Annotated in this window: 16 protein-coding genes; 9 read left to right on the forward strand and 7 right to left on the reverse strand. The window is 53.3% G+C overall.

The features are described 5' to 3' along the window. Nucleotides 1-199: 199 nt before the first annotated feature. Together KTH_RS03680 and KTH_RS03685 are read right to left on the reverse strand one after the other, a co-directional pair. Entirely contained in the window at nucleotides 200-2239 is a 2040-nt protein-coding gene (locus tag KTH_RS03680) for an ATP-binding protein (protein WP_497616498.1), read from the reverse strand. Nucleotides 2240-2444: 205 nt separating this feature from the next. Next, entirely contained in the window at nucleotides 2445-3344 is a 900-nt protein-coding gene (locus KTH_RS03685; RefSeq protein ID WP_497616499.1) for a LysR family transcriptional regulator, read from the reverse strand. Nucleotides 3345-3472: 128 nt separating this feature from the next. Here KTH_RS03685 and KTH_RS03690 point away from each other — a divergent pair, with 128 nt between their 5' ends. Further along, nucleotides 3473-4501 carry a YeiH family protein gene (locus KTH_RS03690; RefSeq protein ID WP_111323866.1) on the forward strand — a complete coding sequence of 343 codons (1029 nt, stop codon included), beginning with the start codon at nucleotides 3473-3475 and terminating at the stop codon, nucleotides 4499-4501. A gap of 84 nt (nucleotides 4502-4585) precedes the next feature. On the opposite strand, the gene KTH_RS03695 is transcribed toward KTH_RS03690, so the two are convergent. Next, nucleotides 4586-5425, reverse strand: a complete 840-nt coding sequence (locus KTH_RS03695) for a hypothetical protein (RefSeq protein WP_497616501.1) — start codon at nucleotides 5423-5425, stop codon at nucleotides 4586-4588. Nucleotides 5426-5530: 105 nt separating this feature from the next. Between KTH_RS03695 and KTH_RS03700 the strand changes: the two genes are divergently transcribed. The 5 genes from KTH_RS03700 to nhaA all read left to right on the forward strand — a co-directional run bounded on the left by KTH_RS03700 (nucleotide 5531) and on the right by nhaA (nucleotide 10547). After that, nucleotides 5531-6508: a helix-turn-helix transcriptional regulator gene (locus KTH_RS03700; protein WP_497616502.1), complete on the forward strand. Its 978-nt coding sequence runs from the start codon at nucleotides 5531-5533 to the stop codon at nucleotides 6506-6508. Nucleotides 6509-6630: 122 nt separating this feature from the next. Further along, entirely contained in the window at nucleotides 6631-6942 is a 312-nt protein-coding gene (locus KTH_RS03705) for a DUF3303 domain-containing protein (RefSeq protein WP_111323861.1), read from the forward strand. A gap of 362 nt (nucleotides 6943-7304) precedes the next feature. Further along, a complete protein-coding gene (locus KTH_RS03710; RefSeq protein ID WP_497616504.1) occupies nucleotides 7305-8375 on the forward strand; it encodes a cellulose binding domain-containing protein in 1071 nt (356 codons plus the stop codon). Nucleotides 8376-8518: 143 nt separating this feature from the next. After that, nucleotides 8519-9088, forward strand: coding sequence for a GNAT family N-acetyltransferase (locus KTH_RS03715; RefSeq protein WP_497616505.1), 570 nt, complete (start codon nucleotides 8519-8521; stop codon nucleotides 9086-9088). Nucleotides 9089-9197: 109 nt separating this feature from the next. After that, nucleotides 9198-10547 (forward strand): Na+/H+ antiporter NhaA, encoded by a 1350-nt coding sequence (nhaA, locus tag KTH_RS03720; protein ID WP_497616507.1) that lies wholly within the window; start codon nucleotides 9198-9200, stop codon nucleotides 10545-10547. Nucleotide 10548: 1 nt separating this feature from the next. On the opposite strand, the gene KTH_RS03725 is transcribed toward nhaA, so the two are convergent. Together KTH_RS03725 and KTH_RS03730 are read right to left on the reverse strand one after the other, a co-directional pair. After that, the gene (locus tag KTH_RS03725; protein WP_371859944.1) at nucleotides 10549-10656 is read right to left on the reverse strand and encodes a rhodanese-like domain-containing protein; all 108 of its coding nucleotides are present in this window, start codon (nucleotides 10654-10656) and stop codon (nucleotides 10549-10551) included. A gap of 24 nt (nucleotides 10657-10680) precedes the next feature. Further along, a complete protein-coding gene (locus KTH_RS03730) occupies nucleotides 10681-12225 on the reverse strand; it encodes a cation:proton antiporter (protein WP_497616510.1) in 1545 nt (514 codons plus the stop codon). Nucleotides 12226-12514: 289 nt separating this feature from the next. Here KTH_RS03730 and KTH_RS03735 point away from each other — a divergent pair, with 289 nt between their 5' ends. Beyond that, nucleotides 12515-12973 (forward strand): MGMT family protein, encoded by a 459-nt coding sequence (locus tag KTH_RS03735; RefSeq protein ID WP_111323857.1) that lies wholly within the window; start codon nucleotides 12515-12517, stop codon nucleotides 12971-12973. Between the two features lie 36 nt (nucleotides 12974-13009). On the opposite strand, the gene KTH_RS03740 is transcribed toward KTH_RS03735, so the two are convergent. After that, complete coding sequence (locus KTH_RS03740; protein ID WP_497616512.1) at nucleotides 13010-13780, reverse strand: sugar isomerase domain-containing protein; 771 nt, start codon at nucleotides 13778-13780, stop codon at nucleotides 13010-13012. 95 nt (nucleotides 13781-13875) lie between these two features. Here KTH_RS03740 and KTH_RS03745 point away from each other — a divergent pair, with 95 nt between their 5' ends. After that, nucleotides 13876-14781, forward strand: coding sequence for an ABC transporter ATP-binding protein (locus tag KTH_RS03745; protein ID WP_497616514.1), 906 nt, complete (start codon nucleotides 13876-13878; stop codon nucleotides 14779-14781). Next, on the forward strand, nucleotides 14768-15550 hold the full coding sequence (locus KTH_RS03750; protein WP_497616516.1) for an ABC transporter permease: 783 nt from the start codon (nucleotides 14768-14770) through the stop codon (nucleotides 15548-15550). Before KTH_RS03745 ends, KTH_RS03750 begins: the two co-directional genes overlap by 14 nt. Before the next feature lie 44 nt (nucleotides 15551-15594). Here KTH_RS03750 and KTH_RS03755 read toward each other — a convergent pair whose 3' ends face one another. Then, nucleotides 15595-16884, reverse strand: coding sequence for a glycoside hydrolase family 125 protein (locus tag KTH_RS03755; RefSeq protein ID WP_497616518.1), 1290 nt, complete (start codon nucleotides 16882-16884; stop codon nucleotides 15595-15597). Nucleotides 16885-16933 lie beyond the last annotated feature (49 nt).

The raw sequence follows: 16933 nt of genomic DNA on the forward strand, positions 1-16933 counted from the left end.
GACTGGACATTTTTTTACAATAGACGATATGTGTTCCAGCCAATAGAAGAGAACGAAAAAGAACCACCTTTTAGATTATAGTCGATAGTTTGTTGAAAAAGAAATTGTGAAATGCTGAAAGCGTGATAATATCTGCATGATTATAGCTCTACACTATAGCACGTTCGTGTGGCGTTGTGTGCTATGATGGCAAAAGTGTCTATGTGGCAGGTGTCGCCATCGGAAGGGTGAAAAAGAAGGTAGAGCCCTTGCCGGGCGTGCTCTCAAGCCAGACATGCCCGCCATGACGATTAATTACCTCTTTCACCAGATACAGCCCGATGCCGAAACCGCTCTGCCCTTCATCAACGTTGTTGGCGCGATAGAAGCGCTTGAAGATCAGCGGAATCTCGTCCGCCGGGATCCCGATACCCTCATCTTTCACCCAGAAAAGGAGCTCATCCGAAGGGGGATCGCCGCGCCGGAGGCCGATTTCCACGTGTGTGCCCGGCGAGCTATATTTCACTGCATTATTGATGAGGTTATTCAAGCTCTGGACAATGCGTTCCTCATCGACATTGGCGATAAGCGGTTCATTTTCGTCGATTCCTTCCAGCGTGAGCGAAAAGTGGTGTTGCCGCGCCATCACTTCCTGTCCTCGGAGCACATTGTGTACCAGCGTCAGGATGTTGCACGGGGAGCGGCGCAGGAAGAACTGCGATTGCTCAAGACGCGAGATATCGAGCATCTCTTCGATCAGGTGCGTGAGATGCTCACTCTGCTCCGCAATGCTGTTCAGTGCGTACTCGACAACCGGTTCAAGGTGCTCATGATCCTGCTGTGCTTTCAATTGCAGGATTTCGGCGAAGCCCTGAATCACGGTGACAGGCGTGCGGAGCTCGTGATTGGCAATTGAGAAGAACTCGTTTTTGTGCTGCTCTACGGTTTTCTGTGTAGTGATATCCTGAAAAACAATGACTGCTCCCGTCATGATTCCATCCTCATTATAGAGGGGGGCGCACGAAGCCAGCGTGATGAGTTGAGAGTCATCGGCGCGAACGACCAGCGTTTCTTTACTGGTGATCGTTTCACCGCACAGGGCTCGAATGACGATCATGGACCAGGGTAGTAGCGTGCGCCCACTGACGGTGAGTTTCTCCTGTGCCAATGGAGGCCGTAACAGATGCAGCGGCTTTGAGGTCAGTTCCTCAAGTGAGAAGCCAAGCATCTGAGCGGCGGCACTGTTCGCATAACTGATGGTGCCGCTGGTGGTTTCTGCGATTAGAATACCCTCTGGAAGCTGGTCCAGCACGGCCCGCATACGATTATGTTCGTTGTCGAGTGCTTTATGCAGGCGGGCATGCACAAGGGCAGAGGCGATATGGGTGCTGCTCCCCTGCAACATCTGGAGCTCCCATCCGTTTTCCTTGATCGGATGGTTAAAAGACGCGACCAGAGCGCCTTCAAGGTTCCCCTGATACCAGAGAGGAATATAAATAAACCCATGTACTCCAGCGCCCATATACGGGTTCTCTTTGGTCATCGCTGTGGCCTGTAAATCAGCCACAAAGACGGGTTCTCGCACCTGCAAGATTGGCTGTGAAACAGGCAGAGGACTGCTTTCGTAGGGCACAAACGGGAGATCCGGGTGTGTAGCCGGGCAATTCGGGGCGCTGCGTGAGCTCACCTTGCGCAGGGCTCGTTGAGCCTCCGCAGCGGTATACAGGCAGATATGAGCAGGACGAATATAGCCATAAATGATATCCAGCGTTGTCTGACTGATCTGCTTGACATCGAGTGATTGGCGTACACTTCTGGCGACCTGATCGATTGCCCCGAGCCGCTGTAGCTCTGCTGCCACCAGTGAATGTGACTCTGAGATGCGCTCGGGCTCGGTTTGGCGTTGTGCTTCTATTTGAGGCGTGATGTCATATGCGGTGACAAGCAGATAGGGGATTGAGCCATCCTCATGGGTGATGGGGGTTACCGACAGGTGCCAGTATGATGTTCGTGCGGATGTGGTGACGCTAAATTCGTCGTTGCGATAGGGAACGCTACTCTGATAGACCATTTTGAGTATATCGATAATATGGGGAATATCCATGCGCTGGCACCACTCAGCGAAGGATTCACCGAGCGGAAGCCGGGCCTCCGGGGCCTGGCTCCGAAGCAGAAATTGTCTGTATGCTGCATTGGCCTGAAGCAGCCGAAAATGTGGCATCTCAATCAGCGCTATTCCAACTGGCGTGTGTTCGAGCATGAATCCCGCGTATTTCTCTATCTCTGCTTCTGCTCCGGCAGAAAACCCCATAAGCGTACTCTTTTCTTTCTATCTATGGCTGTGACGTCTGAAATAATACGAATACTGTAATCTAATCAACAATGAGAGCATGTGTCAAGTGTATAGGAGCGCTTGCGGTAACAGAGACGCAACCATATTCAAACGGAATACAATCCCTCTCTTTTCAGAGTAGCTCATGCTGCAAGTCTCTCTGTAACAGTGCGAGAAATGCCCGGGAGGCGCGTGACAGGCGTCGCTGCCGGGGATAGGCAATATAGAGCTGGCGTACAAGCTGAAAGTCGCGTAGCGGCACAATATGCAGCAGGCCAGCGGCGACCTCAAGCTGTATGGTGTGAGTAGAAACAAAGGAGATACCAAGTCCTGCTGCGACCGCCTTTTTAATGGCCTCGGTACTGCCAAGCTCCATAAAAGGTGTAACCGGTGGCAGGTTGCGTTCTGTCAGTGCTGCTTCAAAGGCTTCGCGAGTTCCCGAACCCTGTTCCCGAACGAGAAAAGGGGCCTCCAGAATGTCATGCAGGGAAAGCGCTTCCCGCTGTGCAAGCGGGCTCTCGGGAGCGGCGATCAGGACCAGTTCATCCGCCTGCCAGACTTCGCTGGTGAGCTCGGGGTGCGTCACGCTGCCCTCGACCAGGGCCAGTTCAACCAGGTTGTTCAGGAGATGGCTCTGAATCAGATCGGCATTGGCGATGTCCAGCGAGAGTTCAATGCGAGGATAGCACGCCCGATACTGACCGAGCACCTCGGGCAACAGATAGATCCCGATGGTGGTGCTGGCTCCGAGCGCGAGCCGCCCGCGTTCAAGATCGCGCATTTCAGCAAGGTGTGTCTCGACCTCATCGGTCAGGGCAAAGATGCGCCGTGCGTAGTCATAGAGAATCTCACCAGCTTCGGTGAGATAAATTTTCCGCCCGATTTGAGAAAAGAGAGAGAGACCGAGACTCTTTTCAAGCTCACGGATCTGCTTTGAAACGGCTGGCTGGCTGATATAGAGATCCTCGGCGGCGCGAGTAAAGTGTCTGTGCTCGGCCACCTTCTGAAAAATGAGGAGGTGGTTGAAATTCATCTACTCTTTTCTCCCCAGATGATAACTTCAAGTTATGGAATCAGTATACAACATGTATTGGATTTATGGCTCGGGTCACTGTAAGCTAGTGAGCAAGCAATGAACATCATGGATGGGAGAAACTGAGAGTGCAGACAACGGAAAAACAACCTGCTTCGGGGGGAACCTGGGTCTCGTTCGGCCTGGGACTTGGCATTACTGTAGTTATCGGGTTGGTGGCGATGGGGCTGGCCTTGCTGCCTGGCCTTGCGGTGATGGGGGCTTTAACGATCGCGCTATTGCTTGGCTTGCTCTGGCGGGCCACGCTTGGACTACCAAAAGCATACGCAGGAGGAGTACGCTTCTCTGCACAAAAATTACTACGCTACGGTATCATTTTGACGGGTGTACGGCTCAATTTTACTCTGCTGGCAAGTGGGGGCATTCGGATCTTCTTGCAAGATCTCGCGCTGATTCTGCTGGCCTTGCTGCTCTTTCCCTGGCTTGCGCATAAGCTTGGTTTGTCGAAGCGGCTGGCCTTTTTGATGAGTGTGGGTCAGGCTATTTGTGGCGCGTCGGCGGTTGGTGCAATGGCCGCGGCGCTTCCTGACTCAGAGGATGATGATGTGTCGCTTGCGGTTGCTATCTGCGGCCTTGTCGGCACGCTTGGTGTGCTGGCCTTCGTCTTTGGTGAACAAATCTTCCACCTGAGTGCTCAGGCATATGGCCTGCTTTCGGGCTCGATACTACATGAAATCGCGCAAGTGGTAGCGGCTGGTCCCGCGGCTGGTCCTGCGGGAGCGGACATCGCACTTGTGACCAAACTGACACGCGTGGTGTTGCTGGCTCCGATCGCGATTATTGTCGCCTTCGGGTATGCATGGAAGCAGGGCGGCAAGGGAACGCGCATGAGCTGGAAAAAGCTGCCTATTCCCTGGTTTGTGCTTGGCTTCCTGGTTGTCGGAGTAATTACCTCGTTTGGAGTCTTCTCCAGGCCAGTGATTGACGGAGTCCTTCAGGTGAGCACGTTCCTGATGGTGGCTTCAATGGCGGCGATGGGGCTTCAGGTCGATCTCAAGGTGATTCGAACGACGGGCCTGAAAGCGGTCGGTGTGGCCGTGCTGCTCTTCGCAATCCTGCTGATGGCGAGCGCGGCTCTGACCTTCGCTTTTGTCTGATTTTCTGATAAGAAACAGGGGTTCTCTCCGAGAGAGCCCCTATTTTTGTGTACGCATCATCCTTTTAAAAACCGGGGAAGTGCCTCAATCGAGCTTGCCGAATGCCTGTAGCACAAGCAGGTTCTGTACAGTGATCCAGCCGCGCCAATGATTGCTATAGGGACTAGGCCAGCCTCCATCTTCAGCCTGCTCGTTTGCCAGATCTTGAAGCCGCTGCTCAATCAGTGTGGGTGGGAGGAGGCGCGCAACAGAGCTTTCCGGGCTGCGCACAAACGAAAAGAAATGGTCCCCGTCAAGCGAGTCTGCCTGCCGAATCAGCCACCAGGCAACTCCTGAGGTGTAGAGATCGCGCTGCGGGTGATCCCATATGGGGAAAAAGTAGTACGCATATGGGCGTACGTTATAGTATTCGTCTCCTGTCAGATCATGAACATTCCCCAGGTTGGCAAACAGTTCCTCTACCCGCCTGTGAAGCTGTTCTGAACCCGATCCCAGTTCTTTGAGTAACCCGCTGATCGTGCAGGATGGATTGAGCGAGGGCCATTCCCAGTGTTGGAACCAGGGGGCCAGTGGGCTTTCGTAGACCTCCGGGCTGAAGCGCCAGTTCCCTGTTTCGTCCTGTGTCTGCTCAAGATAGGCTACCGTTCGCTGAACCATCGGGTGCTCAGGTGGCACATTGGCCTGACGATAGATCAGAAGCGCAAGCTCTGTCGCAAAGGGATTGCTGACCGGGGCGCTGATATCCGGTTCAAGACCATGACCAAAGCCACCATCGGTGTTCTGATACTGGCTCAGGGTGTTGAGCAGGGCGTCCTGCGATGCATCTGTTCTCATGAAATGATAGGCAAAGCGTGCCTGATCGATCGGGCGACCATTTTGGGTAATGAAATGATAGGCCTTTTCAAGGCGTGCGTGCATAGTCATCTCCTTCTTTTTGCGTACTTGCGTTCTGTTTATGAACATTGTAAGGTTGAATGTGGCTAGAATCGGTCCTATTTGAGAGCGTTTGTGCAAAGGAGGGAGCTGGTTGTGTATTCACCTGTGTTACGTTTATTAACGGTTTTAAATATTTTGCAGTCCCGTTCAGAAGTGACGGCGGCGCAACTGGCCGAAAAGCTTGAGGTCAATCAGCGAAGCGCCCGCCGCTATATCACAATGCTTCAGGATATGGGTTTCCCGATAGAGGCGCTCAGGGGGCGCTATGGTGGCTATCGCTTGTGTCCCGGCTCCCGACTCCCGCCGCTGATGTGGACTGAAGAAGAGGCGCTGGCGATTACGCTCGGTTTGCAGGTGGCGCAACAGATGGGCGTCGCGGGGTCGGTGCCAACCGTTACCGGAGCACTGGCAAAAGTAGAGCGTTTGCTACCCGAGCGGCTCCGGGAGCAGGTGCAGGCAGTCCACGAGATGGTAAGCTTCAATCTCAAGACCAGAGTTGAGGGGCAGGTTCCTGACTTCATGTTACGCTTCAGCATGGCTGCATATCGCGGCCAGCGCTTGTTGATACGCTACCAAAAAGGGACGGAAGCGACAAGTACGCGTCTGTTTGACTGTTATGGCGTGGTGCATTGGGGGAATCGCTGGTACGCGGTCGGCTTCTGTCATCTCAGGAATACAGTGCGTATTTTCCGAATCGACAGGGTTATTGGTATTGAAGAGCAAAAAGTGTATTTTAAAAAGCCAGATAGCTTCAATGCGCTCGAATATGTTATTCAAGAATTCGCGGCGATACCTTCGCACTGGTATATCGTTGTATTGTTGCAAGCGCGCATGGAGCAGCTTCACGACCGGGTTCCGCCGACTTATGCAACGCTGGAAGCGACCGAGGATGGCGTGTTGTTGCGAGCGTATGATGACAGTCTGGATCATATGGCGCGTTTCCTGGTTTCGCTCGGGTGCCCGTTCACGATCATGCAGCCTGTAGCGCTGATCGATGAGATGCGTTCTCTGGCCGAGAAGCTGGCTTTGCAGGCCGATCAATCACGCTCTGTAACCATCACAAACGAGTGAACGTGTGATGGGTAGTTGAAATGGGTGCATCACTATTTGTAGAGTCAGCATCTATTCGAGATGCTATAGTGAGCACACTATTCAAGCAGAACTGCCTGAGTGTTGAGCGAAGGAGAGAAAGTATGCAGTGGTATTGTGCTTTTACATGGTATCCGGGCACAACCCGTGAGCAGGTAGCACAGCGCACCGTTGAGCTGCACGATGCGGGTTCAAACCATCCCGAGCGTATTCGTGGCTGGTATAATCTGGCCGGTGGTGGCTCTGGCTTCTTGCTTGTTGAAACGGAAAGTCCCCAGGAGCTGACGGCCTTCCTTCAACCATATATGGACTTGATGAGCTTTGATGTACGGGCTGTCTATCCGCTAAATTATCAGGAAGAGATTGAGCATCTACGCGAGGCGTCAAAGAAGCAAGTTGTGAAACAGAGAGCGTAGCTTGAGCGTTGTATCCGGGTTCCCGCATATGGGGCCCGGATTTTTGCTGTTTTGGGCCAGACTGTGGGTCCGCTCTCTCTGCGGTTGCCTGCTCTTCTCTCTCAGAAATATGTACATATTCATATGAATACCCCTTATTGATGGTGAGAAATAAAAAAGAGCTGAAATTCATCAATTCTACTCATGCGTGAAAAAGAAAGCTATGCTAGGATATACATGCATTCAGAGAGCACGAATACATTTTGCTCTATTCCTTTCCTTTGCGCTTGCCGCATGTTGTTGCTTGTAGACATACTTGAAACTGTATTGAAACAAAATGAGTTGTATTGGAACATGTGAATTCAGGAGGTTTGTTCTCCACTATGAGGAAACGCGTAATAAGTGTTGGTATTCTCGGCCTGGCGCTGCTCTCGGCGCTCGGTTGGGTGGTTTTTCAGACGCTTGCACCCGGCAAGGCGGCGAGCGGAAAGCTGATAAAAGTACAGTATAAGGTTGGCTCTGGCACCGTTGCAGATACGGTTATTCATCCAGTGTTGCGTATTGTGAACGAAGGCCCGGAGGCCGTTGCATTGAATGAGCTAAACCTGGCATACTGGTTTGAAGGTATTTCTCCAGAGGATTTGCAGATTCAATGCATCCGCGCCCCGAAGATTGGTTGTGATAACCTCAAGCCAAATCTGCAACAATTGAAGTCCGCACTGCCCGGAGCCGATTCGGTTCTGAAGCTCGGCTTTGTGAAGGGGCTGCTTGAGGGTAATAGCGACAGCGGCGATATCGAATTGCAGATTCGCTCAAAAAACCAGAAGATCCAGTTCCAGCAGTCGAAAGACTATTCGTATAATGCAGCATTACTTGATTTCGGCGATAACGACAAGATCGCATTGTACCGAAAGGGTCTCCTGATCTGGGGCCAGGAACCAACTGGCTTGCTGAACGGCAAGACCGATCCTTTGAAAGAGCTTGATACGCTGAATACCGATGATCTCGGGTTGCAGGTTCAGTATCGACCTCTGGTCAGCGATGCACAGACCGCCACCATTGTTGCTGATATTATTCTGGAAAATACCGGCGCCAAAGATATTCCTTTCCGCTCAATCTCTCTGCGTTATTATTTCACGCGGGATCATTCGGTGCAGCCAACCGTGAGCCTTGAGGGTAGCGGCCTTGAGAAGAGTAAGGCTGTCGCGAAGATGAAGGCGATGGCTCAGCCAACCGAGCTGGCTGACAGCTATACTGAGATTACTTTTAACAGCCAGGATATGCTGCAAGGCAAGCAGTTCACGCATTTTCGTATGCGGATTGCTGGCCACGATGTCGAGCCATTCTCGCAGTTAAACGATTATTCCTTCAGTCCGTTGACTGTCGCGACCGCCTGGAAGAATATTACGGTCTATGTAGACGGCCAGCGGGCCTGGGGAGCGGAACCCCACTAAGACTTGCTCTGTAACTTCCACTGCGGTGAGAACGCTATCTTTTGCGGCAGGATAGCGTTCTCTCTTTTTTGTTTTGCGCTCTGCTACTCATTGAGATGTGTCGAGTATAATGGAGAGAAATCAAGTGATCGAGGAAGCTATCTATGCACATACGAAGCGCAAAAAAAGAAGATTCTATAAAGGCTGCACAGCTTATTTATTCAGCCTACCATGAAATCGCGAATCTCATTACCGGTGAGGATGATGAACACGCTATTCTGGCGACCTTGCAAACCTACTTTGAGCAGGATGTGAACCGCCTGAGCTATCGTAATACGCTGGTTGCCGAGGTGGATGGACAGGTTGCGGGCATTCTGATTGCCTATCATGGAAGTGACGAGCTACAGCTTGACGTGCCGATTGAGCGCTATCTACAACAGAAGTTCGGCAAAGCTGTGACATTGCCCCGCGAGGCCGAAGATGATGAATTCTATGTGGATGCACTGGCAGTCGATCCAGCATTCTCCGGGCGTGGCATCGGGACGGCGCTACTGACGGCAGTAGAGAAGCTCGCGCAGGAGCGAGGGTATTCAAAGCTTTCGCTGAACGTTGAGCTGAGCAATGAGGGCGCGCATCGGCTCTACAGGAAAGCCGGGTATCAAGAGCATGGTACCTGGAAGATAGGAAAAGACACCTTCTGGCATATGCTCAAACTGGTCGAGTCCGGGGCATAAACTATAGAACGAGCGGAACGAGTCGTGATGGTGTTCGCGGCTCGTTTTTTTGTTGTGCTTTCGCGTATTTCTTTATAATGAGTAAGGAGTCAGAAGGAGAGTATGCAGAATGAGTATGCGTTTTCGCTTACGGAAGCCGCGAGAGCACACCCTGGCCGAGCGCCTTTTGCAGCCCTTTCAGGAGTTTCTACAGACGAAAACATCGGGCGGTATTCTGCTTGTTGGCTGTACGATTATTGCTCTCCTCTGGGCAAATTCTCCCTGGGCCAGCAGCTACCCCCGCTTCTGGGAGAGCCACCTGAGCATCTCGCTTTTTGGCTTTGTCCTTGACGAGTCGCTTCACACCTGGATAAATGATGGCTTGATGACGTTTTTCTTTCTGCTGGTCGGCCTGGAAATCAAGCGCGAACTGCTGGTAGGTGAGCTTTCAAGCGCTCGTCAGGCCGTGCTTCCGTTGCTGGCAGCTCTTGGCGGGGCTATCTTTCCGGCGCTTATCTATACTGGTTGGACGCTTGGCACGGATGCGTTGCGCGGGTGGGGCATTCCAATGGCGACAGATATCGCCTTCGTGCTTGGGATTCTGGCCCTATTGGGAAACCATATCCCACAAACGCTCAAGATCTTCCTGACGGCGCTCGCGATTGCTGACGACCTGCTTGCAGTTACGGTGATTGCCATTTTCTATACATCGAATATCTCCTGGGTCGCTCTGGGAGCGGCAGTGCTCCTGTTTCTCGTCCTGGTCCTCATCAATGCTCTTGGGGTGCGTCACTGGCTGGCGTATGCGCTGCTTGGCTTGCTGCTCTGGTTTGCCGTCTTTCTGTCGGGGGTGCATGCGACCATCGCGGGCGTGCTGCTGGCCCTGACTATTCCCGCTCGTTCTCGTATTGCGTCTACGGCCTTCCTTCGGCAGAGCCGCGAGGTGCTTGATGAGTTCGAGCAGGCTTGCGCGCCGGGAACTGGCCTCTATATGGATAATCGCCAGCAGACGGCGGTGCAGGCGCTTGAAACGGCTTGTGAGCGGATTCAAACGCCGCTTCAACGAATCGAGCATGCGCTGAATGATCCTGTCTCATATGTGATTGTGCCGCTGTTTGTGCTGGCGAATGCGGGTGTGAACCTGAACCCCGGCGGACTGGGGTTGTCCCTGTTCAGCCCGGTGAGCCTGGGCGTTGTGACCGGGCTGGTGATTGGCAAGCAATTGGGTATTACGCTGCTCTCCTGGCTGGTTGTCAGGTTGCGTTGGGCCGAGCTGCCTGAGGGCGTAACTTTCCGGCATATTTATGGCGTTGGCTGGCTGGCTGGCATTGGCTTTACCATGTCTTTTTTTATTGCCGAGCTGGCTTTTAGCAGCGCGTATGAAACCCTGTTGAAAGATGCCAAAGTAGGCATTCTCCTTGCATTGTTGCTCTCGGGAGTGATCGGGTATTTGCTGCTCCGCTGGCTCCCCGGGCGTTGACTCACGCTGTTTTGGGCTCGACGGGGAGTCCCGCGTCTACCCATGCTTGCCAGCCACCAGCGAGCGCATAGGAATGAGTCCAACCGGCCTGTTGTAGCTCGTGCGCCACACGGGCGCTTGTTTCCTCATTTGGTCAGGTACAGTAGGGAATTAGCCAGGCAGTCAGGGGCAGATTGAGCTGCCGGACCTGCTCTACAGCGTGATCCGGATCGATTCGTAGCGAGCCCTTTGCCTGTACGTCGCTTTTCTCATATGATCTCGTCTTACGTGCATCAATAAGATAAATATTCTTTCCATGCTTTTGTAATCTCTGTATCTCATCGAGCGTGAGGCGATCCGGGATTGCTTGTTTCCCCCTTTTCATGGCGATCTGTGCCTGTTCTCGTGGCATAAACTCTACCACCTGCTTTGTTGATGCAGGCTGCTCGCTTGCCTCTTCTAGTACGTGCGGTGGTTGCGTGTCGCGTGTGTGCGAATTGCGGCGCACAATGAAGGATGATGAGCCACCATGAACAAGAATGGAGAGGAGCACAACGACCGAGGTGATCTCGAAAAGCTGCTCTCCTGCTGAAATACCCGAGAAAACCGGTAACAGGACCAGCAGTAACGAACTGAGGCCACGCGGGCCAAACCATGAGATCAGGAGCCGCTCCTTGCGCGTCATCCGCTCGCGAACCAGGGAGAGTAGCAGCGAGAAGGGGCGCACCAGGAGAGCACAGATGGCGAACAGGATCAGCGGCAGACTCAAAATCGTCAGGCCGCTCCAGATCAGGGATGTGCCAAACAGAACAAAGGTGAAGAGCAGCGTCAACTCGGCTGTTGTCTCGCCATACTCCAGGAAGCAATCACACATTTCGACATCCAGCGCGGCGATGACAAAACCCGCGGCAAAGGCGGCCAGAAAGCCACTGCCGTGTACAGCTTCCGCGGCGGCATAGGCAGTGAACGCGATGCCAAGTGAGTAGAGGGACTCATATTCGCGCCGAATCCCGATATTACGCCGAATCACAGCCATTGTCGCCACGCCACAGACGCCTATCAGGATACCCGCGCCAGGACCAAGCACAAAGAGATCAAGCGCAATTCGTGCCCACTCGCTCGCTGTCTGGGGGGCTTTTTCCTGCAGAAAGGTCATTGCTACCAGGACGATTGGCAGCAGCACAATATCGTTCAGACCGCTTTCCAGGCGGAGCCCCTGCTTGACGTTGGATGGAACATTGCCCAGGCGCAGGAAGCCGCGAAGCAGGACCGGGTCAGTCGAGGCCAGTGCGGCCCCGATCAGGATTGAGGCAGGAATGGAGAGGTGCAGAAATGCCCAGGCCAGTAGCGCGACCAGAGCCGCGGTGAGCAAGGTTCCAGGCCCGAGAATCAGCAGGGTGAGACGGCTTGAACGGCGCACTTCTTCCAGATCAAGCGCGATTGCGTCGGTAAAAAGGACAAGCACCAGGCTGAGTGTCGCCACGATATGTAAAATGGGAGATGTCAATGTAACGTCGAATACGCCCAGGCCGGCAGGTCCGATGATTGCGCCCATCAAAAGAAAAACGGCTATCTGAGGAAAGCCGCTCCGCTCTATAAGCCCTGAGAGCAATGCTGCAATGATAATGACACTGCCCACCAATGCAAGTATTGTCACCAGTGATTCTGTACTGAGTTCGCTCAATCCTGTGACCCCCATAGATCGCGATGAAGTAAGGAGAGATGTTCTCGTCTCATTGTAGAGAATAGAATGATTTCCCTTGCCACTATAGCGTGAAATATTCTTTTCTGTCAATCGCTTGCTTGCTTAAAAGGGGCATTCTGCTGATAGCATATCTCGTATGTGCAACCTTAGCTATATAGCCCGATAGTCCCTATTTCAAGGGAGAATCGGCTGAAAATGTCCCTTTTCATTCACTGCATCGAATACTATTATAGAGTAGCAGGAGAGGTTCGATGTATGGGTAAGAGCTTAAGAGAGGTGGGTTATGGAGTCTGAAGCGTTTTCGGAACTGGTTACCTCGTTGATGCAGCGTGTTTTTGCCCTGGTACAGGCCTGTCCGCCCGGACGCGTCACCACGTATGGATGGCTGGCGAAAGCAATCGGATATCCGAAGGGATCACGTATGGTCGGGTGGATAATGCACGAGGCAAGTGGTGGGGTGCCGGCACAACGGGTCATTAATAGTAAGGGTGAGCTATCGGGGAGTTGGGCTTTTGGCGAGCGGGGGAAGATGCGCCGCCTGCTTGAAGATGAGGGTGTTGTTTTTTCCGCGAACGATCGGGTAGACGTGAAGCGCTATGGATGGGACCCTCTGCGCGATCTGAGTGAGGACGAGCGGGAGCGGATCTTTGCGGAGGCGGCAGCACTTCCCGTGACGGTCAGTCGGCGCTTGCTGTTGCTTTTGCGCACCGATGCGGCCTCGCCTCTGCGCGATCAGGCATAGGGAAAGGCCGCACACGCGACCTTTCCGATAGGGCTACTAGCCCTTGTAGCGGACGCGGTCTTCATAGCGCCGTTGCAGAGTCAGGTTACGCTCGATGCCGCCCTGAATGTTGTCTGAAACAAAGACAGGAAGCTCCACGCCGCGAGCTTGCAGAATGCCGATAATCTCTGTATTGAGCGCCTGAGCGATCAGGACACCGATGAGTGTGGAGGCGGAACTGATCTGCTCTCCGCTGGGAAGCGAGATCAGCGTATCGCCATGTTCCGTGCAGTTATCGATCACGATGTCGGCAACTTCATAGAGCTTTTTCCCTGAGGGATGGCGTGAAGGAGTCTTCCGGGTATGCTTGAGCGAGGTCAGGGCGATAAGCTTGTGCTCGCGCTGCTTGATCTGGAGCGCGTATTCTACTATAGCTGCATTGACGCCCGATTGTGAGGCGATGATAAAGACGTCCTGTGGCTCGATGGTGTGGCAGTGCAGGAGCGCCTTGCCTGCCTCCTGATCGCGTTCGCATTCAAGGCTACGAGCGCGCTCTATTGGCCAATCACCATAGAGAGCGAGATCTTCAAGGTCGATGCGGTTGATCGGGGCAAGGCCGCCCGCTCGATGCACGAATTCGGCGGCAAAAGCGCGTGAGTGGCCCGATCCAAAGGTATGGATGACTCCGTTCTGTTCGATACTGGTCGCGCAGAGGAGTGCCGCTTGATGGATTGCTTCGGCCTGCGTTTCGATGACCTCGGCCATCAGCACCTGCGTCTGCTGCCAGTAATAGTGAGCGTTTATCTGTGAATGACGCGTCTCGGTCATGTGATCGGTTATCCCTTCTGGTGTATTGGCTCTATTATACTGCGATTGCGGGGGAGTGGCGAGTCTTTCTCTGCACAGGCTGAAAAAGGAGCTTTATGCTTGTTTACGATGTTCAAGATGTGGTAAAATATTATCCTGGCCAAACAAAAGCGGCAAATGAGCATATTACCTTGCAAATACAGGAAGGAACAATTTTCGGTATTCTTGGCGATAATGGTGCGGGAAAAAGTACGCTGATTCGTCAGATGGTCAACCTTTTACAGAGCACATCAGGCTCTATTAAGCTCTATGGGCATGAGCTGAAGAACAATCCACAGCTTGTACCGCAACTGGTCGGGTACATGCCGCAGCGCTATGAGGCTTTGAACAACCTGACGGTAGACGAGGCCCTCTACTTTACCGCGCACTTGCGAGGCATGACCCGCAATGATGCCCGTCAGGAGCGCGAGCGGCTGCTGAAGCTGTGGCAGATCGAAGATCTGCGCCATAAGTACAGTTCGCGGCTCTCGGGTGGTCAACAGCGTATTGTGCGGCTTGCGGTCGCTGCTGCGGGCAGGCTGCCCGTGCTGATTCTGGATGAGCCGACCAATGATCTCGACCCATTGCGCCGCAAAATGGTCTGGGATATCCTGCGCCAGTTGAATGCTGATTATGGGACAACGATTATTTTTATAACGCATGATGCAATTGAAGCCGAAAAGATTGTCCAGCGGATTGCGATTCTGCATGATGGTCGCCTCCTTGTTGAAGGCTCGCTCAGTGAGCTCAAGCAGATTGTCGGAAAGAAGATGCGGCTCGAATTGACCTTTACGCCGGGATTACCGCCCACACTTCCCGAGGGTCTGACGCCTCATGAGGTGATGCCCGGGCGCTGGCTGGTGATGTTGGATTGGGAGCAGGTGGGACCAGTGTTGAGCGCCCTTTCGCGGGAACACTGTGATGATGTTCGTCTCTATACCGCAACGTTGGAGGATATCTATCTGCATTATGTCACAGCCTGAATCTTCGCTCCCCCGCACCTACAAGCGCCCGTCATTGTTGACGCAATTGTTTGATATCTTCTTGATCGAGTTGACAAACTGGCGCTGGTCCTGGCGCGGCATGTTGATTACCGGGACCATAGCTCCGCTGTTTTCGCTGCTGGCTTTGAGCATTTTTGCCCGCGATTCGGGACCATATTCTCTGAGCTATGTGCTGGTGGGCAATATTGTCTTCTCGTTGCTGTTCAACACAATGGACAATATCAGTTCGCACGTGCTCTTTATGCGCAGGCTTGGGATGCTCGATTACTTTGGCACGCTTCCGATCTGGCGCCCCATACTGATCTTTGCGATTCTGCTTGCCTTTCTGCTGCTGGCGCTGCCCTCGCTGGTGGTGATGATCGTGCTTGGCTCTTTGATCTTGAATCTACCGTTGCATATAAGCCCGCTGGTGGTGCTGGTGGTGCCGCTCTGTGCCGTGCCGCTTGCGGGAATTGGCGCCATTATTGGCTCGCGGATCCGATTACCACAGGAAGCAAGTGCGATCTCGATCGTGTTGATCTTTCTGCTCTCTGCGTTGGGGCCGGTTGTGATCCCACCGGAGCGTCTGCCGTCTCTTTTTAACCTGCTTGGTCGCTTGAGTCCGGCTACCTATGCCAGTTCGGCGCTGCGACAGGTCTTGCTCGGGCCGATTACGGGACAGCTTGCGATCGATATCGGTGTACTGATCGGCTTCTCACTGATACTGACCCTGATCGCGAGTCGGCTGATTGCCTGGAAGGAGCAGTGAAAAAAGAGCGACAGAAGGTGTCTCCGCCGCTCATTCAGCTTGCTTTAGAAGAGCTCTTCTGGATGCTCTTCAACCATCATGTGTACAAATTCACCGAAGAGGCTGTTTGCCCACGCGAACCATGCACGCGAGAATCGGGATGGATCGTCCGGGTGGAAGCTCTCATGCATATAGTCAGTATCTGCGGTAGTGGTCTCAAGCATGTGAAGCAGCTCTTTGCGCTCTTCGGCGCTGGTAGAGGTGAGCCCTTGCATGCTAAGCGCGATATGCCAGATAAAGCCATGCTCGGTGTGCGGGCTGCCGATGCCGCGAGCCAGCTTCCCTTCAAAGTAATAGGGGTTCTCCTTGCTCAGGATGAAGCGGCGTGTGTTCTGGTAGATCGGGTCATCGACTGGTCGATAGCCAAGATACGGGATCGAGAGCAGGCTTGGCACATTCGCATCATCCATCAGATTGTAGTTGCCGTAGCCATCGGTCTCGTAGGCGTAGATGCGACCGAAGCGCGGGTGATTGACGATGCCATAAGTCTGGATGCCGTGCTCGATGTCCTTCCGCAAACTTTCGGCCTGTAGAGCCAGCTCGCTATCATAGTAGACTTTGTTTGCCAGCTCGATCATGTAGCCGAGAATCACGACAGCAAACATGTTCGCCGGGACCAGATAGCCGAATGTGCAGGCGTCATCGCTTGGGCGGAAGCCGCTCCAGACCATGCCGGTAAAGTTGGTGCGGGTGCCTTTGCCCTCAAAGGGAAGCGTATCGGTAGTGGGACCAACATTCCGAATAAAGCGGTACTCTGAGCGGCTATCGTGTTCCTGCTCTATCTTCATTATTTTGATGATTTGCCAGAGCATTGTGTGTACAAGATCGTCGCATACCTGTGGATCGTTGGTGGTTTTCCAGTAGGTATAGAGCAGTTTCACAGGGTAGCAAAGCGAATCGAGCTCGAATTTGCGCTCCCAAACCCAGGGGCCTGCCGGTGGGAGGTCGGCCTTGTGGAAGCCATTGTTGTTTGCTTCGCGGTTAAAGGCATTAGCATAGGGATCTTTCAGAATGTAGGAGGCCTGGCGGCGGATCACGCCACGCAGCATGCGTTGAAGATCGGTATCCTCGTTTGCCAGTTTGATATAGGGATTGACCTGTGCTGAGGAGTCACGCAGCCACATGGCTGGAATGTCGCCGGTAATCACAAATGTGGTGCTGTCATCGAGCTCCTCGACAGTGGTTTCAAGGGTATTCGGGAAACATTGCGCGAACATCTGCGCGAGATGTGGACGATGTTCGAGTTTTTGGCGGATGGTCTGTATTAGTGAATCAACAGACTGATAATGTGTCACGACTTCTCTTTCTACCTTCCTGAAGAATATCTTGTTCGCCAGAAATAGT

This window comes from Thermosporothrix sp. COM3 (assembly GCF_059696735.1).